The 25,558-nt window shown below is 51.4% G+C and carries 25 protein-coding genes; 7 read left to right on the top strand and 18 right to left on the bottom strand.

From position 1 onward, the window contains the following. Positions 1-47: 47 nt before the first annotated feature. The 7 genes from NA197_RS14625 to pmbA form a co-directional block, all read right to left on the bottom strand. On the bottom strand, positions 48-692 hold the full coding sequence (locus tag NA197_RS14625; RefSeq protein WP_000392128.1) for a DUF4310 family protein: 645 nt from the start codon (positions 690-692) through the stop codon (positions 48-50). Positions 693-703: 11 nt separating this feature from the next. Next, positions 704-1,480: a DUF4311 domain-containing protein gene (locus NA197_RS14620; protein WP_000478578.1), complete on the bottom strand. Its 777-nt coding sequence runs from the start codon at positions 1,478-1,480 to the stop codon at positions 704-706. A gap of 22 nt (positions 1,481-1,502) precedes the next feature. Further along, the gene (locus NA197_RS14615; protein ID WP_000975187.1) at positions 1,503-1,805 is read right to left on the bottom strand and encodes a DUF4312 family protein; all 303 of its coding nucleotides are present in this window, start codon (positions 1,803-1,805) and stop codon (positions 1,503-1,505) included. After that, complete coding sequence (locus tag NA197_RS14610; RefSeq protein ID WP_000435389.1) at positions 1,805-2,167, bottom strand: SFCGS family glycine-rich protein; 363 nt, start codon at positions 2,165-2,167, stop codon at positions 1,805-1,807. Before NA197_RS14610 ends, NA197_RS14615 begins: the two co-directional genes overlap by 1 nt. Positions 2,168-2,177: 10 nt before the next feature. Next, positions 2,178-2,516: a glycine dehydrogenase gene (locus NA197_RS14605; protein ID WP_001255103.1), complete on the bottom strand. Its 339-nt coding sequence runs from the start codon at positions 2,514-2,516 to the stop codon at positions 2,178-2,180. A gap of 277 nt (positions 2,517-2,793) precedes the next feature. Next, entirely contained in the window at positions 2,794-3,180 is a 387-nt protein-coding gene (gene cybC, locus NA197_RS14600) for a cytochrome b562 (RefSeq protein ID WP_001232231.1), read from the bottom strand. A gap of 98 nt (positions 3,181-3,278) precedes the next feature. Then, positions 3,279-4,631: a metalloprotease PmbA gene (pmbA, locus tag NA197_RS14595; RefSeq protein ID WP_000852989.1), complete on the bottom strand. Its 1,353-nt coding sequence runs from the start codon at positions 4,629-4,631 to the stop codon at positions 3,279-3,281. A 95-nt stretch (positions 4,632-4,726) separates the two neighbouring features. On the opposite strand from pmbA, the gene yjgA reads away from it, so the two are divergent. Then, a complete protein-coding gene (gene yjgA, locus NA197_RS14590; protein ID WP_000166287.1) occupies positions 4,727-5,278 on the top strand; it encodes a ribosome biogenesis factor YjgA in 552 nt (183 codons plus the stop codon). Positions 5,279-5,333: 55 nt separating this feature from the next. Here yjgA and iolH read toward each other — a convergent pair whose 3' ends face one another. The 5 genes from iolH to iolD form a co-directional block, all read right to left on the bottom strand. Further along, positions 5,334-6,218, bottom strand: coding sequence for a sugar phosphate isomerase/epimerase IolH (iolH, locus tag NA197_RS14585; RefSeq protein ID WP_064043023.1), 885 nt, complete (start codon positions 6,216-6,218; stop codon positions 5,334-5,336). A 52-nt stretch (positions 6,219-6,270) separates the two neighbouring features. Continuing rightward, complete coding sequence (gene iolI2 / locus NA197_RS14580) at positions 6,271-7,086, bottom strand: 2-keto-myo-inositol isomerase IolI2 (RefSeq protein ID WP_001019386.1); 816 nt, start codon at positions 7,084-7,086, stop codon at positions 6,271-6,273. 160 nt (positions 7,087-7,246) lie between these two features. After that, on the bottom strand, positions 7,247-8,473 hold the full coding sequence (locus NA197_RS14575) for an MFS transporter (protein WP_000661783.1): 1,227 nt from the start codon (positions 8,471-8,473) through the stop codon (positions 7,247-7,249). Positions 8,474-8,545: 72 nt separating this feature from the next. Then, positions 8,546-9,568 (bottom strand): D-chiro-inositol-2-dehydrogenase IolG2, encoded by a 1,023-nt coding sequence (gene iolG2 / locus NA197_RS14570; RefSeq protein WP_024149458.1) that lies wholly within the window; start codon positions 9,566-9,568, stop codon positions 8,546-8,548. 180 nt (positions 9,569-9,748) lie between these two features. Continuing rightward, entirely contained in the window at positions 9,749-11,689 is a 1,941-nt protein-coding gene (gene iolD / locus NA197_RS14565; protein ID WP_000849477.1) for a 3D-(3,5/4)-trihydroxycyclohexane-1,2-dione acylhydrolase (decyclizing), read from the bottom strand. 416 nt (positions 11,690-12,105) lie between these two features. On the opposite strand from iolD, the gene NA197_RS14560 reads away from it, so the two are divergent. Together NA197_RS14560 and NA197_RS14555 are read left to right on the top strand one after the other, a co-directional pair. Beyond that, a complete protein-coding gene (locus NA197_RS14560) occupies positions 12,106-14,043 on the top strand; it encodes a bifunctional 5-dehydro-2-deoxygluconokinase/5-dehydro-2-deoxyphosphogluconate aldolase (protein WP_014343940.1) in 1,938 nt (645 codons plus the stop codon). Between the two features lie 60 nt (positions 14,044-14,103). After that, positions 14,104-15,270 carry an MFS transporter gene (locus NA197_RS14555; RefSeq protein ID WP_064043022.1) on the top strand — a complete coding sequence of 389 codons (1,167 nt, stop codon included), beginning with the start codon at positions 14,104-14,106 and terminating at the stop codon, positions 15,268-15,270. Here NA197_RS14555 and iolI1 read toward each other — a convergent pair. The 5 genes from iolI1 to reiD form a co-directional block, all read right to left on the bottom strand. Then, positions 15,267-16,100: a 2-keto-myo-inositol isomerase IolI1 gene (iolI1, locus tag NA197_RS14550; RefSeq protein WP_077950660.1), complete on the bottom strand. Its 834-nt coding sequence runs from the start codon at positions 16,098-16,100 to the stop codon at positions 15,267-15,269. The two genes, NA197_RS14555 and iolI1, sit on opposite strands and share 4 nt — an antisense overlap. After that, the gene (srfJ, locus tag NA197_RS14545) at positions 16,101-17,444 is read right to left on the bottom strand and encodes a lysosomal glucosyl ceramidase-like type III secretion effector SrfJ (protein ID WP_000678388.1); all 1,344 of its coding nucleotides are present in this window, start codon (positions 17,442-17,444) and stop codon (positions 16,101-16,103) included. It lies immediately after the preceding gene. Positions 17,445-17,541: 97 nt separating this feature from the next. Continuing rightward, positions 17,542-18,552 carry an inositol 2-dehydrogenase IolG1 gene (gene iolG1, locus NA197_RS14540; protein ID WP_064043021.1) on the bottom strand — a complete coding sequence of 337 codons (1,011 nt, stop codon included), beginning with the start codon at positions 18,550-18,552 and terminating at the stop codon, positions 17,542-17,544. A gap of 18 nt (positions 18,553-18,570) precedes the next feature. Further along, positions 18,571-19,491: a myo-inosose-2 dehydratase gene (gene iolE, locus NA197_RS14535; RefSeq protein ID WP_012601329.1), complete on the bottom strand. Its 921-nt coding sequence runs from the start codon at positions 19,489-19,491 to the stop codon at positions 18,571-18,573. Between the two features lie 258 nt (positions 19,492-19,749). Further along, positions 19,750-20,574 (bottom strand): myo-inositol utilization transcriptional regulator ReiD, encoded by an 825-nt coding sequence (gene reiD, locus NA197_RS14530; RefSeq protein ID WP_000332219.1) that lies wholly within the window; start codon positions 20,572-20,574, stop codon positions 19,750-19,752. 122 nt (positions 20,575-20,696) lie between these two features. Here reiD and NA197_RS14525 point away from each other — a divergent pair, with 122 nt between their 5' ends. The 3 genes from NA197_RS14525 to iolB are packed head-to-tail and all read left to right on the top strand — an operon-like array spanning position 20,697 to position 23,354. Beyond that, positions 20,697-20,999, top strand: coding sequence for a hypothetical protein (locus NA197_RS14525; RefSeq protein ID WP_074181584.1), 303 nt, complete (start codon positions 20,697-20,699; stop codon positions 20,997-20,999). 15 nt (positions 21,000-21,014) lie between these two features. Further along, positions 21,015-22,520 carry a malonate-semialdehyde dehydrogenase IolA gene (iolA, locus tag NA197_RS14520; RefSeq protein WP_000450729.1) on the top strand — a complete coding sequence of 502 codons (1,506 nt, stop codon included), beginning with the start codon at positions 21,015-21,017 and terminating at the stop codon, positions 22,518-22,520. Between the two features lie 24 nt (positions 22,521-22,544). Continuing rightward, on the top strand, positions 22,545-23,354 hold the full coding sequence (gene iolB, locus NA197_RS14515) for a 5-deoxy-glucuronate isomerase (RefSeq protein ID WP_000002010.1): 810 nt from the start codon (positions 22,545-22,547) through the stop codon (positions 23,352-23,354). Between the two features lie 353 nt (positions 23,355-23,707). On the opposite strand, the gene iolT2 is transcribed toward iolB, so the two are convergent. Continuing rightward, complete coding sequence (gene iolT2, locus NA197_RS14510) at positions 23,708-25,144, bottom strand: myo-inositol import MFS transporter IolT2 (RefSeq protein ID WP_000083108.1); 1,437 nt, start codon at positions 25,142-25,144, stop codon at positions 23,708-23,710. Between the two features lie 36 nt (positions 25,145-25,180). Here iolT2 and NA197_RS14505 point away from each other — a divergent pair, with 36 nt between their 5' ends. Beyond that, positions 25,181-25,375, top strand: a complete 195-nt coding sequence (locus tag NA197_RS14505; protein WP_017465835.1) for a hypothetical protein — start codon at positions 25,181-25,183, stop codon at positions 25,373-25,375. Positions 25,376-25,558: the final 183 nt, after the last annotated feature.

The raw sequence follows: 25,558 nt of genomic DNA, 5'->3' as shown, positions 1-25,558 counted from the left end.
TTGCCGGATGGCGGCGCAACCGCCTTATCCGGCCTACAAATCAACAATTAGCTAATCGCAACCGGGAAGATGGAACCGAGGATCATCGCGCCTAAAATCGCGCCGCCGGTAATCGGCTTCTGCCAGATATAAAACAGCAGCGCGCCCACCAGAGAGCCCAGACCAATGGGAATCGATGCCGTCATGGCGCTGAGGATAATCAACGGCCCCAGAAAACGGCCTGAAGTGTTACCGGCCCCCATCATGACGTCCGCCCCGTACGTGGAGTCGCTCTGATTAATGGTGAACTTACGCGCCAGAATAATGATGTAGCCAATCGCCAGGCCAATCACCAGACCGGTTATCAGCGAAGCGATAAAGTTCGCCACCGGGAAGACAAAGCCAGCCCCCAGCAGTAACGCCGGAACCCCTAAGCCCACGCCAGTCTGAATTGCCCCGCCGATATCCAGAATTCCGACCAGCGAACCTTCGATAATGCGGGCAAATAAAAAGCTGGCGCCGAAAGCGGCGACCGCGCCGTAGACGCCGGTATCCATCCCCGCTTTCAACATCGCCACAAAAGCGACTTCGTTAAATGCGCCGATACCGTACAGATAGTACATGTGCGTCCCGGCGAAAACGCCGGAGGAGAGCAGGCCAACAAAGATCGGGAACGACCAGTCGGCATACCAAAAACCTTTATTCTCTTCCATTGTGGCCTCCGTTATTTGCCGCTGAGCGAGTTGTGGATCAGTTCAAGCCAGTTCGGTACCGTCATGTTGAAAGACTCGATCATTTTCATGTCGAAGCCGCGGAAGAAGCCGCTCAACACAAACAGCAAAACGATGGCGACCATCATCACTTTGGTGACATGGTTCCAGCCGCTCTCTTCTACGCCTTTGCCGATCAAAATACCCAGCACCAGCCCCGGTACGGCGTTCCCCATGATGAGCTGCGCCGCGCCGCCGAAAACGGTGGCCCAGAAGCCCGATTTTTTACCAGCGTCGATCGCCGCTAACCAGAAGATCACAGGCATGACGATATTGACCAGCAGGTTTGCCGCCGGTACCAGCACCTTAACCGCCGTCACCTGTAGCGCTTCTGGCACGGATGAGGCGGTCAGGTTAAGGAACGTCACGACGATCATGCCGATGACGGCGCAGGCGATCGCCATTTTTTTCGGGTCGTGCAGCGTCTCGCCGACGTTACGATTTTTGATCATTAGCGCCGCCGCGCCCCAGTTAGGGATGATGCGGTGATCGACATCCTGGGTGAACGATCCGGCCGCCACAGACGACGCCCAAGCGTTAAAGAAGAAACCCAGTCCAAAGGAGAAGTGAGATGCCGGGTCGCCTTCACAAGAGTTGAGTTCGCCCAACGTACGGAACGCGCCCATCCCCTGCGTGGTTGGCGCGTGAAACATGCGTGCAGCCCCAGCGCCCACCCCTACGCCGACCAGCGCGCCGATAATGAGCGATTTAATTAGTATTATCAGGAACATAACTATGCCTTTTTAATAAAAATCAGCGTTTCGCGACGAAATCCACCCTGTCGAGATTGATGGCGGTCACGTTGACGGTCACATCCAGCTCCACGCTGTAAGTGCGTCGTTCCCGGCGCAAAAAGAAAAACAGAAAGGCCTCTTTACGCACCGACTCATGCGCCTGAACAATCCGCACATCCTGTGGCTCAATACGCAGTAAGATATACGGCGACTCTCTCATCACCGCCGACTGAACATGGTTCAGCGCATCGGCAAAGGCGCGTGCTTTGGCGTCGCCCTTGCCTTTTACTCTCACCGTGGTGGTGAATTGCTCTTTCATCATCAGGCGCCGTATTTCTTTTGCCACGCCTGCACCAGGCGCTCGCCGAGCTCTTCTTTATCCATAAAGCCGAAACCCAACACGTTGCAGCCTTCATTGATAGCGGTGACGCCTTCATCCACTGACCGCATTCCATATTTGGCTTTGTAGCCATGCTTGTTTTGCGCGGTGATAGCGCCCGCGCCGCCGCTGCCGCAAAATGAAATGCCGAAGGTGGCGTTTTCCGCTTTCATCACATCGCCCAGCTTCATGTCTGCCGCGACGCCCGGTACGACGACCGCGCGACCGCCCGCTTTTTCCACGCCTGCCGCCACTTTCTGGCCTTTACCCAGGCGATCGCCAATCACGACGGTAATCTGTTCCATTTTTTGCTCCTTAGAGGTTGTCTTTCGCGACTTCAAAATGCACCGATAATAGCCAGGCTTCTTCGTCAGGAAGGTTGCCAAACGCCGCCACGATTTCGCGGGCAAGCGCCATTGATTCGGCTGAGATTTCATCAAACAAGCTGGCATCGACTTCCGGTAAAGGCTCCCCGGTAATTGACCGGTGCGCCATCGCGCGAACGTGCGAGGTCAGCATTTGCGTCTGTACCGCATTGGGGACAATGTGATGTCGCCCCAGCAGGCCATCCACCTGCGTTAACACCTGTTCAGCCAGTTCGTTAATTCGCTCACCGGCATCGTGTTTTACTGCTCCGTTATCCACGCGTCTCACCCCGTTAATGGCAATGAGATAAAACTAGCGGCAAGGGTTAAAAGTTTGTAGCGAGTTATTTTCCACCTCGAAGTGGAAACGCGAGTGGGATAGGTGATCTGCGCCACAGAAAAGGCGGCATTAATGAATTATCGCCGGGAAAGTGTGAGATCTATCGCGGCATAAAGAGGAAATGGCGAAACAATGACGTTGTCGTATAAAGTGAGAAAGTGTGATGGGTATTACAGTTTGCCGGATGGCGACCTGCGGATAAAGCGAAGCCGCCATCCCACAAAAATTAACGATACTTCTTATGATACGTATTGCGGGTGGTTTTTAGCGCTTCCGCCGCCGCTTTCGCTTCTTTAACGTTACCTTCGTTCGCCAGCTTCAGCGCGCCATCAATTTGGCCGACCAGAATGTCAAAACCGTGACGAAAATCCTTCATTTCCGGGCTATCCGGCGCTTTATCTTCCAGCTTTGGCGGCGTAGCTTTTTGAGCATCCAGCGCGGCCGCGCGCATTTTGGTTAATGCCGCTTTCAGTTCAGGGGCACTATCCGTTTTCTCAACAACTTTCAGGTTATCATTGAGAATATCCATATTATCTTCAAGATCGGCAGCAAAAACAGCCGAACCGAATACCAGCGATGACACAGCAAGAATAGCTAACAGGCTTTTACGCATTGCTCACTTCCTTTTTTATTATTAACGATAAGTGTAATACCCTGAATAATTCGGGTTGCAGGCAGCCAACGCGCCTGCAGCCTGAAGTATGACGGGTATTATTGTCCGGCGATTTTCATCTCCGGTAACAATACCGAACCGCACTGTATATTACTGCGCGTTTCAATATCATCACCCACGGTGACAATATTACGCCACATCTCTTTTAAATTACCGGCAATGGTAATTTCACTTACCGGGTACTGGATTTCACCATTTTCAACCCAGAATCCCGCAGCGCCGCGGGAGTAGTCGCCGGTAATACCGCTGACGCCCTGGCCCATCAGTTCCGTCACCACCAGGCCGGTGCCCATCTCTTTTAGCAACTGCTCAAAGTTCAGCCCCTGCCCGGCGATACGCCAGTTATGAATGCCGCCGGCATGACCGGTACTTTTCAGCCCCAGTTTGCGGGCGGAATAGTTGGTCAGCAACCATTGCGTCAGTACGCCATCCTTCACAATGTCCCGGCGCTCCGTACGCACGCCTTCGCTGTCGAACGGTGAAGACGCCAGCCCTTTTAGCAGATGCGGGTGTTCTTCGATGGTTAACCATTCCGGCAGAATTTGTTTGCCCAGCGAGTCGAGCAGAAAAGTGGATTTACGGTATACCGCGCCGCCGGCAATCGCCCCGACCAGATGACCAAATAGCCCTGTCGCCACTTCATTGGCGAAAATGACCGGCGCTTTCATGGTGGAGAGCTTACGCGGCGACAGGCGGGATAAGGTGCGGCGCGCACACTCGGCCCCGACCCATTCCGGCGCTTGCAGATCCGCTATTGCCCGACCGATGGTGTAAGCGTAATCACGCTCCATATCGCCGTTCTCTTCGGCGATGACGCAGCTTGAGAGCGAATGGCGCGTGGAGCAATATCCCTGCAACATGCCGTGGCTGTTGCCGAACACTTTAATGCCGTAATGGCTGTTAAAGCTCCCGCCTTCGGTATTGGTGATGCGTTTATCCGCCTTTAGAGAAGCCTGTTCCGCACGCGCGGCCAGTTCAATGGCTTCGTCTGGCGTAACCTCTGCCGGGTGGAACAAGTCCAGATCCGGCGCGTCAAACGCCAGCAGTTCTTTGTCCGCCACGCCTGCGCACGGGTCAGGCGACGTGTAACGCGCGATATCCAGCGCGGCCTGCACGGTACGGGCAATCGCCTGCGGGCTTAAATCCGTCGAAGAGGCGCTGCCTTTGCGGTTCTGGTGATACACCGTAATGCCCAGCGCGCCGTCGCTATTAAATTCGACATTCTCTACTTCACCATAACGGGTGCTGACGCTAATGCCGGTGGTCTTGCTGACGGCGACTTCCGCCCCATCCGATTTGCCTGAGGCTAACTCCAGCGCTGTCGAAACTGCTTCTTCCAGAATCTTACGCTGCGCTTCAACTTGTGAGATTACTTTCATTGCAAATGCCATAATGTAGAGAGAGTTTCTCTGAAGTCTAACAGAGAACCGTTTTTCAGTGCGCATCTTAACTGGTAACATTAGCCTCTTTTTTTAAGGAGCCTGACATGACAAAGCAGCCCGAAGACTGGCTCGACGACGTTCCCGGTGATGACATCGAAGACGAAGACGATGAAATTATCTGGGTCAGTAAAAGTGAAATTAAACGCGATGCCGAGGAATTAAAACGCCTGGGCGCGGAACTGGTGGATCTGGGGAAAAACGCGCTGGATAAGATCCCGCTGGACGCCGATCTGCGCGACGCCATTGAACTGGCCCAGCGTATCAAAATGGAAGGACGCCGCCGCCAGTTGCAGCTTATCGGAAAAATGCTGCGCCAACGCGACGTTGAACCTATTCGCCAGGCGCTGGACAAGCTGAAAAACCGCCATAATCAGCAGGTGGTGCTGTTTCACAAGCTTGAGCATCTGCGCGATCGTCTGATCGTCGAAGGCGATGACGCGGTAGCCGAAGTACTGACCCTGTGGCCGCACGCCGATCGTCAACAGCTTCGTTCATTGATCCGCAATGCGAAGAAAGAGAAAGAAGGCAACAAACCGCCGAAATCAGCGCGTCAGATCTTCCAGTATCTGCGCGAGCTGGCGGAAAACGAAGGGTAATTGCCGCAAATGACCGCGCCAGCCTGTGGCGCGGTACAGGCAAATCCACCCGTTTTTAACGTCCGAGTAGCTCCCGCTCGATCCGCTCGCGCGTTTCCACCGCCTGAACACTCATTTTTTCAGGATAACCAAACAGCGACGTGGTGATAATTGCCTCACCGCCCACCTTAAACGTGCGGTTTGCAAAATCCATTTCACGCAGCGCCTGGAATAGCGCGTCAAAATCGACCTCACCTTCTCCCAGCCCGATGTGCTGATGAATCGTCGCATTCACGCCAGGCGGGTTCATGATATAGCGGCAGGGAAGCGTGTGGTTGTGCGTATCGGCCAGCAGAACATGCGAAAGATCGGCCCCGGCATAGTTCAGCATCCTTGCGACGTCGCCCTGCCCTTTATCGTAAAAGAAGCCATGCGGTGCACTGTACAGATAGGTCACGTTATCACTACGCAAAGACTGCACCATGTCGACCGTCTCATCGTTCAGTTCGCAGAAATCCCAGGGGTGAGACTGAATTTCGATTCGAATTCCCTCTCGTTCCACGATCGGCAGCAATTCCTCCATGGAGCGATACCACATCTCTTCACAAATCTCCGGCTCATCCGGCGTCCCGGAAAGCTCGGTATTAATCACCTGTACGCCCATATCAACGGCAATCTCAATCATCCGCTTCCAGTTGGTTACCGCGGCGCGCCGACGCTCTTCATCGGGGCCGGACCAACGATAAACCACAATAAATGACGAGATTTCCACACCGTAGTTCTGCAAGGCGCGTTTATATTCCTGCATGGTATCGCGACCAGCTTTAGGGTGTTTATAAAACGGATTAATACGCGAGTGCGGCGACTGCTCAATATATTTATACCCCCACTCGGAAACCTGCCGTACCATTTGGGTAATGGGTAAATGTTTAATAACATCGACATCAAAAGCAATTTTCATTGTAAATACCACGCTGCGGAAACTGAAAACGGTCACCTGGAAATTAGCTGTATCATTGCAGCAGCAATGACACGCTGCGATTAATTTGTTCCTCTATTTCCGCCTCACTCCAGGAAGCCAACTGGGAAGAAAAAGGTTCAAAAGCGTAAATACCGCGATATCCCATATTTTCCAGACGCTGCACCTGCTGGTAATTCTGCATTACATCCTTTTCACTCAGCATAATACGCTGCTCATCAGCCAATGCTTCCGTTGGTCGGGTGTCTTCCACACCGGACAAATGCACCAGCCCGATAGCAGAAATATCAATGCGCGACGCAAACTCCTTTTCGGCCTCTTCGTACAGATGATGATGGAAGGTATCCAGCAAAACCTTAAAGGGGGAACCTGCTTCCCGGATCAGTTGCTGAGCCCAGACGGCAGAACGCAGCGAACTTACGCGGAATCCCAAAGGTTCAACCAGCCCCTGAATATCATACCGGGCAAAGAGATCGCTCAGTCGTTTTATTGCCTCAACCGTAACCTCCGGCGGCACAATCGTTCCATCATTCAGCGGACAAAGAACTAATGCCCGCGCGCCGACTCCCTGTGCGTCTCGTAATAATCCTTCCGTTTTTTTTACTACCTCCTCGGTCAGTTGGTTAAAGGGATAGACCGCATTAATTGTGACAATTTCAAGTCCATACTTTTCTGCCAGGTTACGCACCTGATTATAATTCAAGTCATCAGTAACGCTGCCGCTTGGCATATCATTACGCAATTCCACTTTATTAAACTCAAGACGTTTAACCAGTCGAAAGAATGCTTCTATGCTTAGACCCGGTGCAATTTTCCGGTTAATACAAAACCGTGTTTTTTCGATATTCATTATTTTCTCCCTGAACGTATATGAGTGGGTAAATAACCGTAATCCGTTAGTACAATTTAACGTAGGGTGAAAAAACCGGCTTTATCAATCTTGATAAAAACCGGTTTAATTTAGTGATGAACATCACAGGCTATAAGGGATTTTTGAAGAATATTTGAAGCTATTTCTCGCCAGGCACTTTAAGAAACTGCACCAGGATGCCGCTGAATAAATAGAGCCCCGCCATAGTATACATCACCACGCCGGTGCCGAACCCTGCCAGAACGGAGACCAGCGCTGGCCCAACGAAATTCCCCAGGCCGGAGCCAAAGTTCACGGCCGAGTTCGCCGCCCCCTTCTTATCCGGCGCCATCATCGGCACCAGCGGCGTCATTGGCACAAAGCCAGCCAGCCCGGCTCCCCACAAACACATCGCCAGCATAAAGGCGACATAGTTATGCCCCCATATCATCGGCACCCAGTAAACAATCAGCGTAGCGACACCGGTCAGGATGCTGCCAAAAATCTGGATGGTTCGGCGAAAACCAATTTTATCGCCCATCCAGCCAAAGATAATGTTGAAGACCTGGTTAGAGATAAAGGTAATCCCCCAAATACTCGCCCATTCCTCAAGCGTAAAGTGCTTATCCAGCAGAAACAGAGGTAATACGACAACAAAACCATAGGTGCCAAGACCGTTAATAGTTTTGACAATCACCGCCAGACCGATCCGTGGCCGTTCATACATAATGGAGATACCCGCAGATAACTCTTTGAAGACCGGCGTCGTTCGCGGTTTCAGAATGAATTCATTGCGTTCCAGCACCAGCATGAAGAGAACCCCCAGCAGAGCAACGCCCATCCCGGCCCACATCACGTTGATATGCCCCAACTCAGGAATTAACGACGCCGCCACCACCGGCCCAATGATGGTAAAACCAAGGTTATAGACCACCCAAAATAGCGAGGTGCCGATCCCTTGCTGGTGATTATCCAACTGGATGGTCAGGCGTACCAGGAAGGAGTAACAGACCAGCGGATACCCCACGCCACGCAGCATATAGGTAACAAGAATTGCGCCAAAATCATGGCTGGGTAGCGCAAAGTTCAGAAACGCGACGGAAGCCAGAAGATAGACGATAAAACCGGTAACCATCACCTTTTTAGGACCAAAAACGTCCACACAGACGCCGGATAGCCAGGAGGTGATCGCGACCACAATCCCATATCCGGCAAAAATCTGCCCGATATGCGCCTGATCAAATCCCTGCGTATTTAACCAGGCAGATAACCAGCTGTTCTCAATACAGCCGCCCAACATAAATAAAAATGTTCCCAGGTAGCTCCAGATAAACTTACCTGGTTTTATATAAAATGTCTGGGGCAGCGTTGCCTGCATTTCTTTCATTTTATTACCCTCGGTATAGAAAAGCTCTCACACTTTTCAGTGCGAGAGTTTCTTCATTATTAACAGATGCAGTTAAAGATAAATATCGCTTGTTATTTTCACCGGCAGCCCGCTTTTTAATGATTGCTGCGCGGCAATAGCGATACGCTGGGCCAATAATGCGTCTTCGCCGGTACAGACAACCGGCGTATGATGCAGGACTGAATCAATAAAGTGTAATATTTCCGTTCGGTAAGCTTCGCGATAACGGACCGTGAAATCAGGAAGGGGATTTTTCATTATGCAGTGCTGGCTGTTGAAAACTTTCACCGTCGACTCACTAACGTTATCCGCATACGCCATCCCTTCTGAGCCAAAAACCTCCACCCGTTGGTCATAGCCATATACCGCCCGACGGCTGTTATCAATGAGCGCGTAGCCGCCGTTTCTGAAAGTCAGCATCACCGCAAGCGTATCAACATCATCAATATTTTTCAGGCTGGGATCAATCAGCGTATTGCCCTTAACATAGACTTCGCTGACTTCATCCTGCATCATAAAACGAGCCATATCAAAGTCATGCATGGTGAAGTCAAAAATCAGACCGCCAATACGTTTGATCAGTTCATGGGGTAGCAGGTCCGGATCGCGGGAGGTGATTTTTATCATCTGGGGCCGACCAATCTTGCCGCTGCGCACCAGCTCAAAGACCTCGTGAAACTGAGGATCAAAACGGCGGTTAAAGGCAACCTGCAACGTCACCCCCTTCTCTTTCACTTTTCTCAGCACCGCCATTGAGGCCTGCTCATCTTCATTCATGCTGAGCGGTTTTTCACAAAAAATGTGCTTCCCCGCCTGCGCTGCCGCCGTGACGATCTCTTCGTGCATATCCGTTGAGGTGAAAATAAAAACTGCCTCTATATCATCACGCTGTAAAAGTTCCTGATAATTTTTATACCCTGAAGTTATATTTACCGAATAAAGCCAATCGCTCATCTCCTCAATAAAATAATCGGCGGCGCAGATAATATCTAATTGAGGCAGTAAATACATATTCTCAACATGCATTTTACCTACCCGACCGAGGCCAATAACACCACATCGAAGCTTTTTCATTCGTACCTCTTAATCTCATGAATAGTAAATTTAAAACCGCAAAAGAAAAGCACCCGTAATTCTGCGAAAAACGGATCGTTTTATTTTGCCGTTCTGAAAAGCAAACAATGCGTTGACGCTGTATCGTTCAGGTTGCAGAACAATAACCACACTTCTGCAACCTGAACGACGGCAAATTAATCAGTACTGCCGGGCCTGTCCGATATGTTCCTCAAGCATACGCGCTACCGCCTGGATACGTTCGCTACGGGATACCTGCGCCCCGCCAACGCGCCACCAGCTCAGGTACTTATGCACCATCGTTTTGGGAAGCACTTTTATGTCTATCAGCGTGCTCACGGTCTGTTTACGAGCATCTTCCAACGCTTCATGCAGTTGTTCAATGGTGGTGACGCGATAGCTTTTACAGCCATATCCTTCAGCGATGCGAGCGAAATCGACCGGGATAAACCCGCCTTCCTGACGACCGCTCTCCTGCTGATGGAAACGAAACTCGGTGAAGTAACTGTCCATACCGTGTTCCATTTGCAGATTATTGATACAGCCGTTGGTCATGTTATCGAGCAAAATGACGGTAATCTTTTTCCCCATCTGGACGGAAGTGACCAACTCAGAGTGCAGCATCATGAACGAACCGTCGCCCACGAAGCTGTACACCTCGCGTTCCGGCTGCGCCAGCTTGGCCCCCAATGCGGCATTGACTTCGTAGCCCATACAGGAGTAGCCGTACTCGACGTGGTAATCATTCTCGCCGCGGCTTTGCCAGACACGCTGGAGGTCGCCCGGCAGGCTGCCCGCCGCCGCCACCACCAGCGCGTTTTCCGGCAACATCCGGTTAAGCACGCCCAACACGCGCGTCTGGGTCAGCCACGACCGCGTAATCTCATTAAACTCTTCAAACACCTTTTGAGTATCCATATGATCCTCAATTTCAGGTTTGAAGCCCTCTCCGCTATATTCCACAGCATAGACGCGCTCAACTTCCGCCATATATTGCGAGCGGACGCGGTGAATAGTCTCACCCCATTGCGAAGCATAATGCTCCTGGGCCAGCCGTTCGCTAAGCTGCGTCAGGGCGACGCGAGCGTCACCCTGCATCTGTACGCCATCCAGCTTGAAGACATCAAAGCGGCTAACGTTGATATTTAAGTAGCGCACGTCGGGATTCTGGAAGATCCACTTTGAGGAGGTGGTGAAATCGGTATAGCGCGTCCCTACACCGATAATCAGATCGGCCTCCTGCGCCAGCAGATTCGCCGCCAGTGAACCGGTTTCGCCAATCCCGCCGACGTTCAGCGGGTGTGCAGAACTGAGCGCTCCCTTGCCAGCCTGGGTTTCAGCAATCGGCAGATGACAGCGTTCGGCAAATCTCAGCAGCGCCTCTTCAGCCTGCGAGTACTTCACGCCCCCGCCGCAAACGATCAGCGGCCGCTGGTGGCGGCGAATCAGCGCAACCGCCTCGTTCAGCATCGGCTCCGTCGGCGCGTGACGCTCAAGACGATAGACCCGGCGAGCGAAAAAATAATCCGGATAATCCCAGGCTTCACCCTGCACATCCTGTGGCAGGCAAAGCGTCACGGCCCCCGTATCCGCCGGATCGGTTAACACCCGCATCGCGCTGATACAGGCGCTCATTAGCTGTTCCGGACGCGTAATGCGATCCCAGTAGCGGCTAACTGCACGGAAAGCGTCATTGGTGCTCAGCGTCAGATCGTGTTCTTGTTCAACCTGTTGCAAAACCGGGTCGGGTTGACGAGATGCGTACACATCGCCCGGCAGCAAAAGCAGTGGAATACGGTTAGCCGTCGCGGTCGCCGCTGCGGTGATCATATTGGCGGCCCCTGGCCCCACTGAGGAGGTGCAGGCATAAATCTGATGGCGACGCATCTGGCGGGCAAATCCCGTCGCGATATGCGCCATTCCCTGTTCGTTACGCCCTTGATGAACGCTAAGTTGGCCACAGTCCTCTTCCAGCGCTTGCCCCAATCCGACGACGTTCCCGTGGCCAAAAATGGCGAAAATCCCTTTTACAAATTTGATTTCGCTGCCGTCTACGTCGATGTACTGATTATCAAGAAAGCGCACCAAAGCCTGCGCCATGGTCAACCTGATTGTTTTCATGTACCCCACCTGCTTTTATCAACCGTTCGGCTGTCGTTGCCTGCTTATGCATCGCTTCAGCCCCAAAAACACAGAGACTTATCATAGGATCAAAATTTCCGTTCTCACAATTATATGGAATTTATATTTCATTTATGGGAAGGAGATCAAAAAACGGTTAAAAAATTTCGCCATTCAGGCGTATTTTTCATGAAAATGAAATTTATCTTCCATGTGCTTTTAAAAGAAATAACACATTAATAATCAATCAATTAAAACAAAAAACACAACAAAAAACGATCATACGCGTTGCCCGGAAATACCATTTCTGTGATCTTGTTCAAACAATAAATGAAAACATTATTTCCATTTTTATTGAAAATGAAATCACCAAACCTTAGTATGGGCAAAAATAACACCGTCTTCTGTTAGGGGATATGTCAATGAATAAAGCAGTCAGTAGTGAGCAAAAGCCGCTGGACGTTATCTGTCTGGGACGAGTTGCCGTTGATTTGTATGGTCAACAAATCGGGTCGCGGCTGGAGGATATGACGACTTTCGCTAAATATTTAGGGGGATCGTCAGGCAATGTTGCCTACGGCACGGCCATTCAGGGATTACGTTCCGCTATGCTGGCCCGCGTCGGCGATGAGCATATGGGACGTTTCGTTCGTGAAGAATTAAACCGCGTTGGTGTGGATACGCAGTGCCTGCTGTCGGATCGCGATCGTCTGACCGCGCTGGTGATCCTCGGCATTAAAGATCAGGACACCTTTCCTCTGATCTTCTACCGCGATAACTGCGCGGACATGGCGCTAACACCCGAGGATATCCGCGAAGATTACATCGCTTCTTCACGCGCATTAGCCGTCACCGGTACCCATCTTTCTCACCCCAATACGCGCGCCGCCGTTCTTAAAGCGCTGGAGTATGCGCAAAAACACGGGCTGCGGCGGGCACTGGATATCGACTACCGCCCCGTACTGTGGGGCCTGACGTCGCTAGGAGACGGTGAAACACGTTTCATCGCCTCATCACAGGTTACCGAACAGCTCCAGCAGGTATTGCGCCATTTCGATCTGATCGTTGGGACCGAAGAAGAATTCCATATCGCCGGCGGCAGTACCGACACGCTGACCGCCCTGCGGCGCGTCCGTCAGTTGACCCAGGCCGTACTGGTGTGCAAACGCGGCGCGCTGGGCTGCTCAGTCTTTGAAGGCAACATCGCCGATGACTGGTCGCAGGTGAAGATACATAGCGGCGTTCGTGTAGACGTTCTGAACGTGCTGGGCGCGGGCGATGCCTTTATGTCAGGACTGCTGCGGGGATACCTGAACGATGAAAGCTGGGAGCAAGCCTGCCGTTATGCAAACGCCTGCGGCGCGTTAGTGGTATCGCGCCACGGTTGTGCCCCCGCCATGCCAACCAAAAAAGAGCTGGACGACTACCTCGCGCGTGAACAATCCATCACCCGGCCAGACAAAGACCCGCGGCTGAATCACCTTCATCGGGTCACAACCCGTAAACAGCACTGGCCGGAGCTGTGCGTATTCGCCTTTGACCATCGCAAGCAACTGGTGGATATCGCAAATGAAGTCGGCGCCAGTGAATCCGCGATCCCTCCCCTGAAGATGCTACTGCTGGAAGGGGCGCGTCAGGCGGCGCTTGAGGCCGGTTTACAGAATAATAGCGGCATCCTTGCCGATACCACCTTTGGTCAGCAGGCGCTTAACGACGTGACCGGCCAGGGATGGTGGATTGGCCGACCGGTTGAGATGCCCGGTTCGTATCCGCTGAAGCTGGAACATGGCGATATTGGCTCTCAGCTTGTCAGCTGGCCGCAAGAGCACGTCGTGAAATGTCTGGTCTTCTATCATCCACTCGATGCAGAGTCGGTACGTCTTGAACAAGAGGCGCTCATTGACGAGGTTTACCGCGCCTGCTGCCAGTCTGGTCACGATCTGCTGCTGGAAGTCATCTTGCCGCGCGATGCGGCAGACCAAAATGAGCAATACTATCCTCAGATTGTGGAACGTTTTTATCAACTGGGGATCCTGCCGGACTGGTGGAAACTGCCGCCGTTAAGCCCAGATCGTTGGCGAGAAATCAGCCAGCATATTGAGCATTATGACCCTGAATGTCGCGGTATATTGATACTTGGCCTGGACGCACCGGAAAGCGAGTTGAAGTCAGGATTCGCCGCAGCAGCGGATATGCCCTGGGTGAAAGGTTTCGCCGTCGGCCGGACCATCTTTGGCGAACCGTCACGCCAGTGGTTAGGCGGCCAGCTTAACGATGAACAGCTCATTGCAACGGTGAAACAAAAATACCGCATGCTTATCGACTACTGGCGCGAATACCGCCCGGCACGTTAATGCCTGCCTCATCACGCCCCGTGTCTGCATCGGACAAGGGGCGTGTTCAAGGACGATTCCATGCCAGCTCTCACACAACATTCCACATCGATCACGCTGTTTCGCATCAGCGCCGCGATGTTTCTCAACTATCTGACTATTGGCATCCCGTTAGTCATGCTGCCGCTGTACGTTCAGCAGCAGTTGCATCTGAGCGATCTGTTGATCGGTATCGCGGTAGGCAGCCAGTTTATCGCCACCTTGCTTACCCGGGGCGCCGCGGGTCGAAAAGCCGACACGTCAGGCGGACGTCGGACGGTTATCACCGGTCAGTTCTACTGCGCCGCATCAGGTCTGCTGATGCTGGTCAGTCTAATCGCTCACCCGGTTCCGCTGCTCGCATGGGCCATACTGATTGTTGGTCGTGTGCTGCTGGGCATCGGTGAAAGTTTCATTTTGACCGGTAATTTAACCTGGGGGATGTGGCTGGCGGGCTCGACCCACGCGGGTCAGGTTATTTCCTGGAACGGCATGGCGACCTACGGTGCGCTGGCTATCGGCGCGCCGCTGGGGCTGTCGCTTTACGCCAGGGCCGGCCTGGCGCTTCCGGCGCTCCTCGTCGTACTGTTGCCGATCATCGCCAGCGGAGTCATCTATGGCATTCCGGGGAATATCGCAACAGCCCGTCCCCGCGTGCCAGTGCTACGGGTCGTCGGCCTGGTGTGGCGGCCCGGAACAGGGCTTGTGCTCCAGGGCATTGGTTTTGCCACCCTAAGCGCGTTTACCGCCCTCTGGTTCAACGAGCGTCACTGGGATAACACCGGTTTTGCGATGACGCTGTTTGGCATTGCGTTTATCGCTGTCCGCTTTTTCTGCGCCAAATTTCCAGACCGTTACGGCGGCGCCACGGTCGCAACCTTTTCACTACTGGTAGAGGGGACCGGACTGGCGGTAATGTGGGCCGCTCCGTCAGCAGGCGCTGCGCTGATTGGCGCGGCGATTACCGGCTGCGGCTGTTCGCTGATGTTCCCATCGCTGGGCGTAGAGGTTGTGCGCAGAGTGCCACCGGAGATTCGTGGTACGGCCCTCGGCGTCTGGTCAGCGTTTCAGGATCTGGCCTACGGATTTACCGGACCAATAGCGGGCCTGCTGACGCCGTTTATCGGCTATCAGCAGGTCTTTCTTCTGGCCGCGGCCTGCGCGCTGCTGGGCGCGGCGGTTGTCCATCTCCTGCTGCGGCAACATTAAGCTGTTAAGAAGGGGCGAGTCTTTTCCGCCCCTATCGCAAAGACTTCGCTGGCCGCCATCTGCCAGTAGCCAGGGTTAAACAGTTCCAGCGAACAGCTCCCCTCATAGCCCTTCTGCACTAGCTCATGCGTGATCTCATGCAGTGGGATCACGCCGTTGCCAGGAAACAGACGATGGCAATGCTCCAGCGTTGCCAGCGGCAGATTATCGGCGTCATCAATATGGTAAACGAAGATCTTTTCCACAGGGATCTGGCGAAGCGTGGTCAGATCCCGCCATTGATCGTGCAGGTAAAGATTAAAGGCATCGACGACCAGCCCGACGTTACTGCGATCGACCGCATCTACGATCTCCATCGCCATGGCAAGACTGCGCACACAGCATCCTGCGGAACCGATCGGCTCAAAGGCCAGCCGCATCTGGCTTTCTTCCGCCACTGCCGCCATCTCGCGCAGACGCTTCACTGAATCTTTCACCGTTTCCCCTGGCGGAAAATTTCCCCCCTGACGAATGGTGGGCACCACAACCAGACAATCACCCCCCACCACTGAGCCAGCATGGCAGGCGAAAGCCAACTGCCGCCGTTTCTCCGCCCAGCTTTCGCTATCACAAAACGTAATGTCTTCCAGCGAATTGTAGCCCCAGGGCTTAAGGTGGCCGACGGCGAAAATGTCTGCCAGCTCGCTTAACGTATGTTTCTGCAACCACTCCTGCAACATATCCAGACGGATTTCGATGTAGTCATAGCCAAAACGTTCCGCCAACACAACATCCTGTGCCAGCGTGGAGTTTCGCATACAGGTCGCTTCATTAAATCCCAGCTTCATCATTCAGATCGACTCCTGCCGCCATAGCAACGTACTGGCGCCTGACGGCGGCAGCGTTAACGCGATCTCTTTATCGCCATCCAGCACCCGGCAACGCCTTTCCTGGACATCGCGGTTATACACCACCAGCACACGCTCGCCGTCGGGATTCACAAATCCCACCTCTTCCAGAAGATTATCGTAACTTGAAGAAAGCATGACCCTCGCCCCCGGACGCACATAGCGGCAGAAGTGGCCAATACCATACCAGGAGTGGTTACGCCGCAGCACGTCGTTTTGCGCATCGTATTGAATGGGCGCTTCACACAGATTACCCTGATGATTCGGCCCACCCTCACTGTTCAACAGCAGATTCCAGTCGATAAACCCGCTACAACCCGATTTGAAATTACCAATCATGTCATGGAGATAGGTATGCCAGTGGCGAATCTGGCTACCGGCATCGCTCTCCATTGGCACACAGCCTTCGGAAAACAGGAGTTTTTTATCCGGCAGGCACTGGGCCAGATACTGTATTTGCGAAAAATGGTCGCCGGTATACCAGTGGAATGCCAGCCCGTTAATTCCCTTATAATTAGCTTCGTCAGCAAAGGCGAGTTCAGCCCAGTCCACCAGGCCATCTTTATCGTGATCCCAGATATAGATCTCCATCTCATCCATACCCTGCCGGGCGAGGCGCGGACGCAGATACTGCACGGCAAAGGCTGTCTCCTCTTCCACGCTATACAGACAGGAGTCCCAGGTTTTTACCGCCACCGGCTCATTCTGCACGGAGAGCGCCTGCACATTAATGCCGTGGCGGCGGTATTCCAGCAGGTAGTTGATAATGATATCGGCCCAGTCGGCGTAGCATTCGCGCCGCAGCTTGCCGCCACCGTTCATATCGTTATTAGTTTTCATAAACGCCGGCGGACTCCACGGCGAAGCCATCAGCTTCATATGTGGATTTAACCGCAACGCCCCGGAAATCAGCGGTATTAAATGCGCTTCATCGCGGGAAAAGGAGAGCCGTCCCTGCTGCAGGTCAGCGCTGGAATCGACATACGCGTAATTGCCCAGGGAAAAATCACAGCTCTGAATTGGCATCCGCGCCAGAGTGTAATTATGTTCCTGAGCAGAAAAATAAAGGGAAAGAAATTGCGCCTTCGTCTTTTCGCTCATGCTGTTGAATACCACGCCCGCACCTTCGGTAAAGCTGCCGCCGAATCCGTCAATCTGCTGTAACGTGTGGCGCGGTAAGACGCTGATTAATTCACTGCAATCACGCTGACGATGCGAAAAAGAGACCGCACGCTCAACAAGGAATTGCTGACGATACGGATCGGAAGAGATGAGTCTGCCTTTCATAGGGAAGTTCCGGATAAAAGAAGATAATAAATTGTGATATGCCGGATAGGACGCTTAAGCATCGCTATCCGGCAGAAGGTTTTAATACGCGGAAGGTTTATTTGTAGAAATCAGGTTTTGAGGGTAATTCAACAATCTCGGTATTCCCTGTTTCCTGAGACTTCACGCAGGCATCAGCGGTAACCGCAGCCAGATAACCATCCCATGACGTTGGGCCTGCCGGCGGCAATCCTGCGTTCAGGCGATCGAAGAAATCCTGGAACTCAATGTCGTAGGCATCAATAAAGCGCTGTTTCCAGTCAACCAGGATGTCGGTGCTATACTTCGCCGCTTTCCGTACCGCGGCGCTGGCGACGGTTGGCAGCTCCGCCATTCCTTTCTCGCCGGTAACATCGCAGTGAATGTCGTAGCCATACTGGCAGTTCACAAACACTTCAACCACAATATTGATGCCGGAGGTGGTTTCCATTACAACCAGCTGCGGATCACGCAGAGTCGTCACCAGGCTGGACTGACGCGGGAAGTAAACCTTAACGGTTTTATAATCTTCGTTAAGCAGCCAGTGCATAACGTCAATTTCATGAATCAATGTTTCATAAATAGCCTGTGGCGTTTTGTATTCTGGCACCGTGCTGGCATTGTAATGACGTCCATGAACCATTAATGGCTGACCGATTTCGCCGCTGTCGATAATATTTTTCAGCTGAACGTAACCTTTGTCGTAGCGGCGCATAAAACCAATCTGCACCATGCGCTTACCATTTTTCTGCTCTGCTTCAATCACACGCTGACAATCCGCAGCCGTCACCGCTAACGGTTTTTCGCAGAAAACATATTTGTTAGCATTTAGCGCGGCAACGGCCACATCGGCATGCGCCTCATTTGATGCGGTAATGATGACCACTTCAACGTCTTTATCATTAATCAGATCGTGATAGTCATTATAATCTTTGGCTTCGATCGCATACTTATCCAGCGCCGCCTGCGCCCTACCCGCGACGATATCACATACGGCAACAACCTCTACACCCGACACGGTGTTGGCCAGACGTCTTAAGTGATCGGAGCCGATCATGCCGATACCTACAATACCTACTTTTAAAGTCATTTTCTGTTTCCTTTTCAATTAAAGATAATTTTTCAGTAACTCATCAATATGCTTTTTACCTTTTTGCGCATATTCCAATGGGTTATATTTCTTAGGATCCTGCTCGGCCTCAACAACAATCCAGCCAGAATATTGATGCCCGACCAGATAAGCTAATACGGATTTAAAATCAATATTTCCATCGCCGGGGACGGTAAACACACCATCAAGGAAAGAATTGAGGAATGATTTCTTCGCGAGGCGACATGCTTTGAGTTTTTCATTACGCACATCTTTAAAATGAACGTGTTTAATACGATCAAAATGTTTACTCAGTAGCGGCATGACATCGCCGTCAGAAACATATATATGCCCGGTATCAAACAGCAGATGTACAAATTGCGGATCGGTATTCTCCATGAGTCGATCCACTTCTGGCAGAGTCTGCACACCGGTGCCCATATGATGATGGAAAGCGAGCTTCAGCCCGTGCGCATTGGCAATCTTTCCAAGCGCATTAAGTCCTTCGCATAAAAGCTGCCATTCGCTGTCGCTGAAGTTAGGCTTCTCTGTATAAACGCACTTATCGATAATACCTTGAATACTATAAGTTTGTTCAGAAACAACGGCGACATATGCATGTATTGCCTGCAAATAAGCACAATGCTGTTCAAAAGCATTCATCGCAGATGCAATACCATCGCGAATAATAAAGGAAGAAAACCACTGGCCTGGTATTTCCAGTCCGCGAAGCATTAACTCTTTATTTAACTCAGCAGGATCCTGCGGATAACAACCGCCAACTTCCGTCCCGGAAAAACCGGTGAGCGCGGCATCACTAAGTATTTGTTTATATGTATTTTCTTTACCAATCTCAGGAATATCATCATTGCGCCAACCGATAGGCGCAATCCCCAACTTAATGCTCTTTTTTACATTGTACATGTTGCTGGCTCCCACTTAATGAAACGCTTTTACTGCATACCGCGATGCAAATTAACCTTTGATGGACAACATATTACTTTTTGTAGCCTGAAAAACTTTATCTATCCTGGTTGAAGAAGTGGGATAAATGCGTCAGGTATCACAAAAAAATCATCACTCTTTAATGATATTGCCAGACTTTTCGCGCTATAGATAAACGCATAAAATATACCGACAAATAAAAATGGCCGCAGTATTGCGACCATTCTCATAACGATTAAATTTTAGCAAGCATTAATATTCAAATAATAAATAATTAGCTTTACGATAGTCCTTGCGATATTGACCGGGCGTTTTCCCTACTTTATTTTTGAAGTAATTCTGAAAATGACTAAGGTTGCTAAAGCCAACACGATAAGCAATAGAGGTGATCTTTTCGCGCCCGCCTTCATCCGTGGTTAGTAACGATTGCGCCTCCCCCAGCCTACGTTTTATCAGGTAATCCATCGGTGAATAACCATAGCGGCGTTTAAATTCATGGGAAACATAATAAGGACTGACATTAAATTTCGTCGCCAGTGTATCCAGCCGAATTGGCTCATAGAAATTGCGATCAATATAGGATTTTATTGAATCAAGTAAATTTTCATGACGCTGTATGGCATCGTTACCTGTGCGTAATAAGACATTTCCCTCAATGTATTTGAGTACTACCTGGGTCAATAGCTGCGCCATTGCTGGCCCTTCTACCGCATGCTGATTAATAACGGTAAACACGGAGCTCATCAGTTTTTCCACCGTCGCATAATGGTGATACAGTGGAATAACCGGCACAATATCATCCGGTATTAGCGCATTCTCACGTAGACCCGGACACGAAATATTGTTAATCCCACAACAAATAGTGCCAATTGGTCGCCCGCTTTCCAGATACTCATCATGCACCACCTGGCTGTTATAAATGACCAGGTCGCCTTTACGAACCGGGTAGATGCGATCGCCAATGAAATACTCTCCGTCTCCTTCGGTGATAAGAATCAGTTCAACGGTCTGTGGGTGCATATGCATGAACCGGACAAACGGACCATTGCTCTCACTGACCTGACTCACATACGCCAACTGGGGCTGAGCCTTATTCTCTCGTTCTGAAGGACAGAAGCACAAGCGCATGATTTACCCTCCAATATCCGAAACTGTGGTGCCGAAACACCCCTGAAATTTGAATTTTTATACCACACCAAATGAAACAAAAATGCTATATAGATCATAATTTTTTCCAAATCTTTCCTCGTCACAACAGACAACCATTGATGCCACACCAAATAAAAACAACAAAAATCAATAAGTTAATTGGATTTTTGATTTCTTACTGCACATACCCTCGTATAAAAATCAGTCGTCAAATTTTCAAAATAAAATTTCATAAAAATAAATTTGAAATTTTTAATCCTAAAATTTACATTGAATACGGTATGCGTTTTAGGCTGAAGATAACCAGGTTTTCCTGTGACCGCTCAGTCAGAACGTCGTCAACATCGGTTTAAGAGGATAAAAAAGAGATGGAAACAGTCGGCAATTTTATTCATGGTAAAACGACACTGAGCAGCAGCGGCGAGACGCTACCGGTGACTAATCCGGCCACCGGTAAAGTAATTCGTCAGGTCACCCAGAGCACCCGAGAGGAGATGCTGGCGGCAATTCAAAGCGCACATGAGGCTTTTCCGGCATGGAGTAAAATGACTCCGCTACGCCGGGCACGTATCCTTTTTGAATTCAAAGTATTACTGGAAAAGCATCGGGACGAACTGGCGGCGCTGATCGTCAGCGAGCATGGCAAAGTCTGGTCAGATGCGCTTGGCGAACTGACGCGCGGCATAGAGGTTGTCGAATTTGCCTGCGGGATCCCGCATCTCAGCAAAGGAGAGTACTCCTTTAACGTCGGCTCAGGCGTTGACAGCTTTTCATTAATGCAGCCGCTTGGGGTTGTGGCAGGCATCACACCGTTTAACTTCCCGGCAATGGTGCCTATGTGGATGTTCCCGGTTGCTCTGGCTTGCGGCAATACCTTCGTCCTGAAGCCGCCCGCACTGGTGCCGTCCGCATCGTTACGTATGGCGCAGCTTCTGCAGGAGGCTGGCCTGCCGGACGGCGTGTTTAACGTTGTTCACTGTGGCAATGAGGCGGCTAGCCTGTTGACCAGCGACCCTCGTGTACAGGCCGTCAGCTTTGTCGGTTCCTCCGCCGTCGCGGAACATATCTATACCACCGCCAGCGCCCATGGCAAACGCGTACAGGCCTTCGGGGCCGCCAAAAATCACGCAATCGTCATGCCGGATGCAGACCTGGACGCCACCGTCAACGCCATTATGGGCGGAGCATTTGGTTCCGCGGGCGAACGCTGTATGGCGCTGCCGGTAGTGGTCGCGGTGGGCGATGAAACGGCGGACCGTCTGATCGAACGCCTGAAACCGCTGATTGCGGCGCTACGTATCGGCCCGGGAGAGCTGCGCGGCAAAGATGAAAATGAAATGGGCCCGGTTGTTTCACGTGCTCACCAACAGAAAGTGTTGGGTTACATCGACAAAGGGGTTAGCGAGGGAGCAACTCTGGTCATGGATGGCCGCAACTATAGCGTGGCGGGATATCCTGAAGGCTTTTATGTCGGCGGCACTCTGTTTGATAACGTCACGCCTGAGATGACCATCTGGCGTGAAGAAATTTTTGGCCCGGTTCTCGGAATTGTGCGCGTCCCGGATTATGCCACCGCCATTAGCACGGTAAACTCCCATGAATTCGGCAACGGCAGCGTGATTTTCACCACCAACGGCCACTATGCGCGCGAATTCGCCCAGTCGGTTGAAGCCGGGATGGTCGGTATTAATATTCCAGTTCCGGTTCCGATGGCATTTCACTCTTTTGGCGGCTGGAAGCGCTCGGTGTTTGGCGCCCTGAACGTCCATGGGCCGGATGGCGTGCGCTTCTATACCCGGATGAAAACCGTTACCTCGCGTTGGCCGAACGGACAGCAGATCGTATCGGAGTTCAGTATGCCGACTCTCGGTTAATACGCTTTCAGGAAGGAGAAGATTATGGCCAACTTGCTGAGTACCTGTACCTCTGAGTCGGGAAATATCCAACACATTTCCCCTCAAAATGCAGGCTGGGAGTATGTCGGTTTTGATGTCTGGCAGTTGAAGGCTGGAGAGTCGATAACCCTGCCGTCCGATGAGCGTGAACGCTGTCTGGTGCTGGTTGCCGGGCTGGCCAGCGTTAAGGCCGCCGACAGTTTTTTCTATCGGATTGGTCAGCGCATGAGTCCGTTTGAACGCATTCCGGCTTATTCGGTTTACCTCCCCCATCATACGGAGGCGAAAGTGACAGCCGAAACCGACCTTGAGCTGGCCGTATGCAGCGCGCCGGGATTCGGAGAGCTTCCGGTACGTCTGATCTCGCCACAAGAGGTCGGGGTAGAGCATCGGGGAAAAGGGCGCAATCAGCGCCTGGTGCATAACATCCTTCCTGATAGCCAGCTCGCCGACAGCCTGCTAGTCGTTGAAGTGTACACTAATGAAGGCGATACCAGCTCCTGGCCCGCGCACAAGCACGATACGGCAGTTGAAGGCCAGGAGACCTATCTGGAAGAGACGTACTATCACCGTTTCAATCCACCTCAGGGATTCTGCTTACAGCGCGTCTACACCGACGATCGCAGCCTGGATGAATGTATGGCGGTCTATAACCGGGATGTAGTGAAAGTACCTAAGGGCTACCACCCGGTTGCCACCATCGCGGGTTACGATAACTACTATCTGAACGTGATGGCCGGCCCGCTACGAAAATGGCGTTTCACCTGGGAAGAGAACCACGCGTGGATTAACTCACCAGACTACCCGCGATAACACTTCGTTGAGTGGTACTTTGCCAGCCGTCCTCTGCGGCTGGCTTTTTTTATTCAACTCTGCGCCACACACGCTCATAAGATCGCTATCCGCCTTCTCTTAAATTATTTCCCTGTTTTGTATATAGCGTATTTACGGCACGGCCCCCACCAGGAATACGCAATAAAATAATGATGCAGAAGAAGACTTACCCTATTTGCCGATATTATTATGGATCAATTAGTTACGTAGAGGTGGTAAACACTGGGGAGGTTTCAACAGGGTATATCCTGTGCGCACTCGCTGGAGGGAGTAAAGGTTGTGTAACCAGCGGAGAATATCTCTGGATATTCTCCGCTAATATTGGAGAGGTATCAGGCTATTACATCGCGACGTTTCCCCTGAATTTCACGCAGCTTGTTCTCGGCCAGCCGTTCAATTTCTGTTAGCGGCACCCCTTTTGTTTCCGGCACATAACGAGAAATAAAGACATAGCAGACCAAATTAAAGACGACAAAAATCCACATCGAGAAAGCGCCGCCGAAGGTCTCCTGCAGCCAGGCGTTATCATTTATGACCGGGAACAACAGTGAGATGAGGAAGTTGGCTATCCACATCAGGCTCACCGCCAGCCCCATCCCAAAACCTTTTATCTTTTCAGGGAAAACCTCAGAAATCAGTACCCATGCGCCAACGCTCCAGCTGACGGCAAACAGCAGCATAAAAAACAGGATGCCAAAGATGGTAATGTAGCCTGTATCGTGGGTGTACAAACCGTATGACGCGATCAACAGGCCGACAATTGAGCCGATGGTACCAATTTTCATAATCGGTATACGGCCATAGCGGTCGAACAGGATCATGCCGATAAAACTGCCCACCACATTACATACCGCGATAAAAATGGTCTGGAACATAACCACTTCGGTACTGCTGTTCTGCAACACCAGCGGCGCATAATAGTTCATTACGTTAACGCCTGTGAACTGTTGCAAAACGGCGATACAGCATCCAACCAACAGAATATAGCGGAGCACCGGCGAGCTTTTCAGGTTGGTGCGTTCTCCCCCGGCGACGTTGTCCTGTGGACGTACGGTTTCTTTCATGCTGTCAAAAATAGCGGCCACATCTGTGGCCGTTAATCCACTGTAGATCCGGGTAAGCACCTTTATCGAACGAGCTTCGCTGCGGTTGTTACGGGCGCACCATGCCGGTGATTCGGGTAGGAAAAGCGTAATCGCTAACATCGCAATGGAGGGTACCACTTGGGCAAAAAGCATAGTCTTCCAGCCCTGGGAAACCAGCACATCAGCAGGCATTCCTTTTGCTATCAGATAGTTGACTATAAACACGATAACCTGGCCAGATACCACGGAGATATTGTAAATGCCCAGCGCTTTGCCGCGAATTTCAGCAGGCGCCAGTTCAGACATATACATGGTGGATGCCGTTCCGGCCATCCCAACCGCAAAACCACACACAATGCGGGAAAGGGAGAAGATCATGAACGATTCACTCATCGCCGCCCCTAAGGAAGAAGCGATAAAAATGATCGCAATGATCAGAAGCGCAGGTTTACGCCCCAGTTTATCGGCAATTTTTCCACCGACCAGCGCGCCGATGATACAACCAATCACGATACTGGAAACGGCCCATCCGGTCTCGGTTGGCGTCAGTTGGTAATACTGCTGTAAAGGCAATACCACCCCGGTAATCACCGCCGTTGAATAACCAAACATCAATCCAGCCAGCGCCGCAATACAACACAGGACGTACACATAGGCCGAATTGTACTTACTTCTCTGAGACATAATCCCTCCCTTGCCTGTTGAGGAAACAACACACCAATGAAATTTTTCATTTTATTTTTGCATTCATTAGAAGAAAAATTCCATGCAAAAGATCACGAAATGGAGATATTCCAGGAAAGAACAAAAAGTACGGCCCCTGACAAATTGAGTTCAGGCATTGTCGCGAAAGCAATAAAATCAAGTAACTTCAGCAAGATAGAGGAGAGCACTGCGCAAAACGCAGCATCTTAACGATAAAAAACGCCAGGATTATGAAATTCGAAATGTGATACCCATAACAAAACATAAGTTTCATTATTGATCGTTTTGAAATTAAAACATAGGTTGTGAAACGAGAGTTCTCAATAGCTATAAGATCGTCGGCAGAGCTACGGCAATGACCGACATAAGATGAATTTGTCTATTTGTTCACTA

The sequence above is a fragment of the Salmonella sp. NW884 genome, assembly GCF_051700745.1.
Lineage (GTDB): Bacteria > Pseudomonadota > Gammaproteobacteria > Enterobacterales > Enterobacteriaceae > Salmonella > Salmonella enterica.
This window is presented reverse-complemented; position numbering and strand designations above follow the sequence as displayed.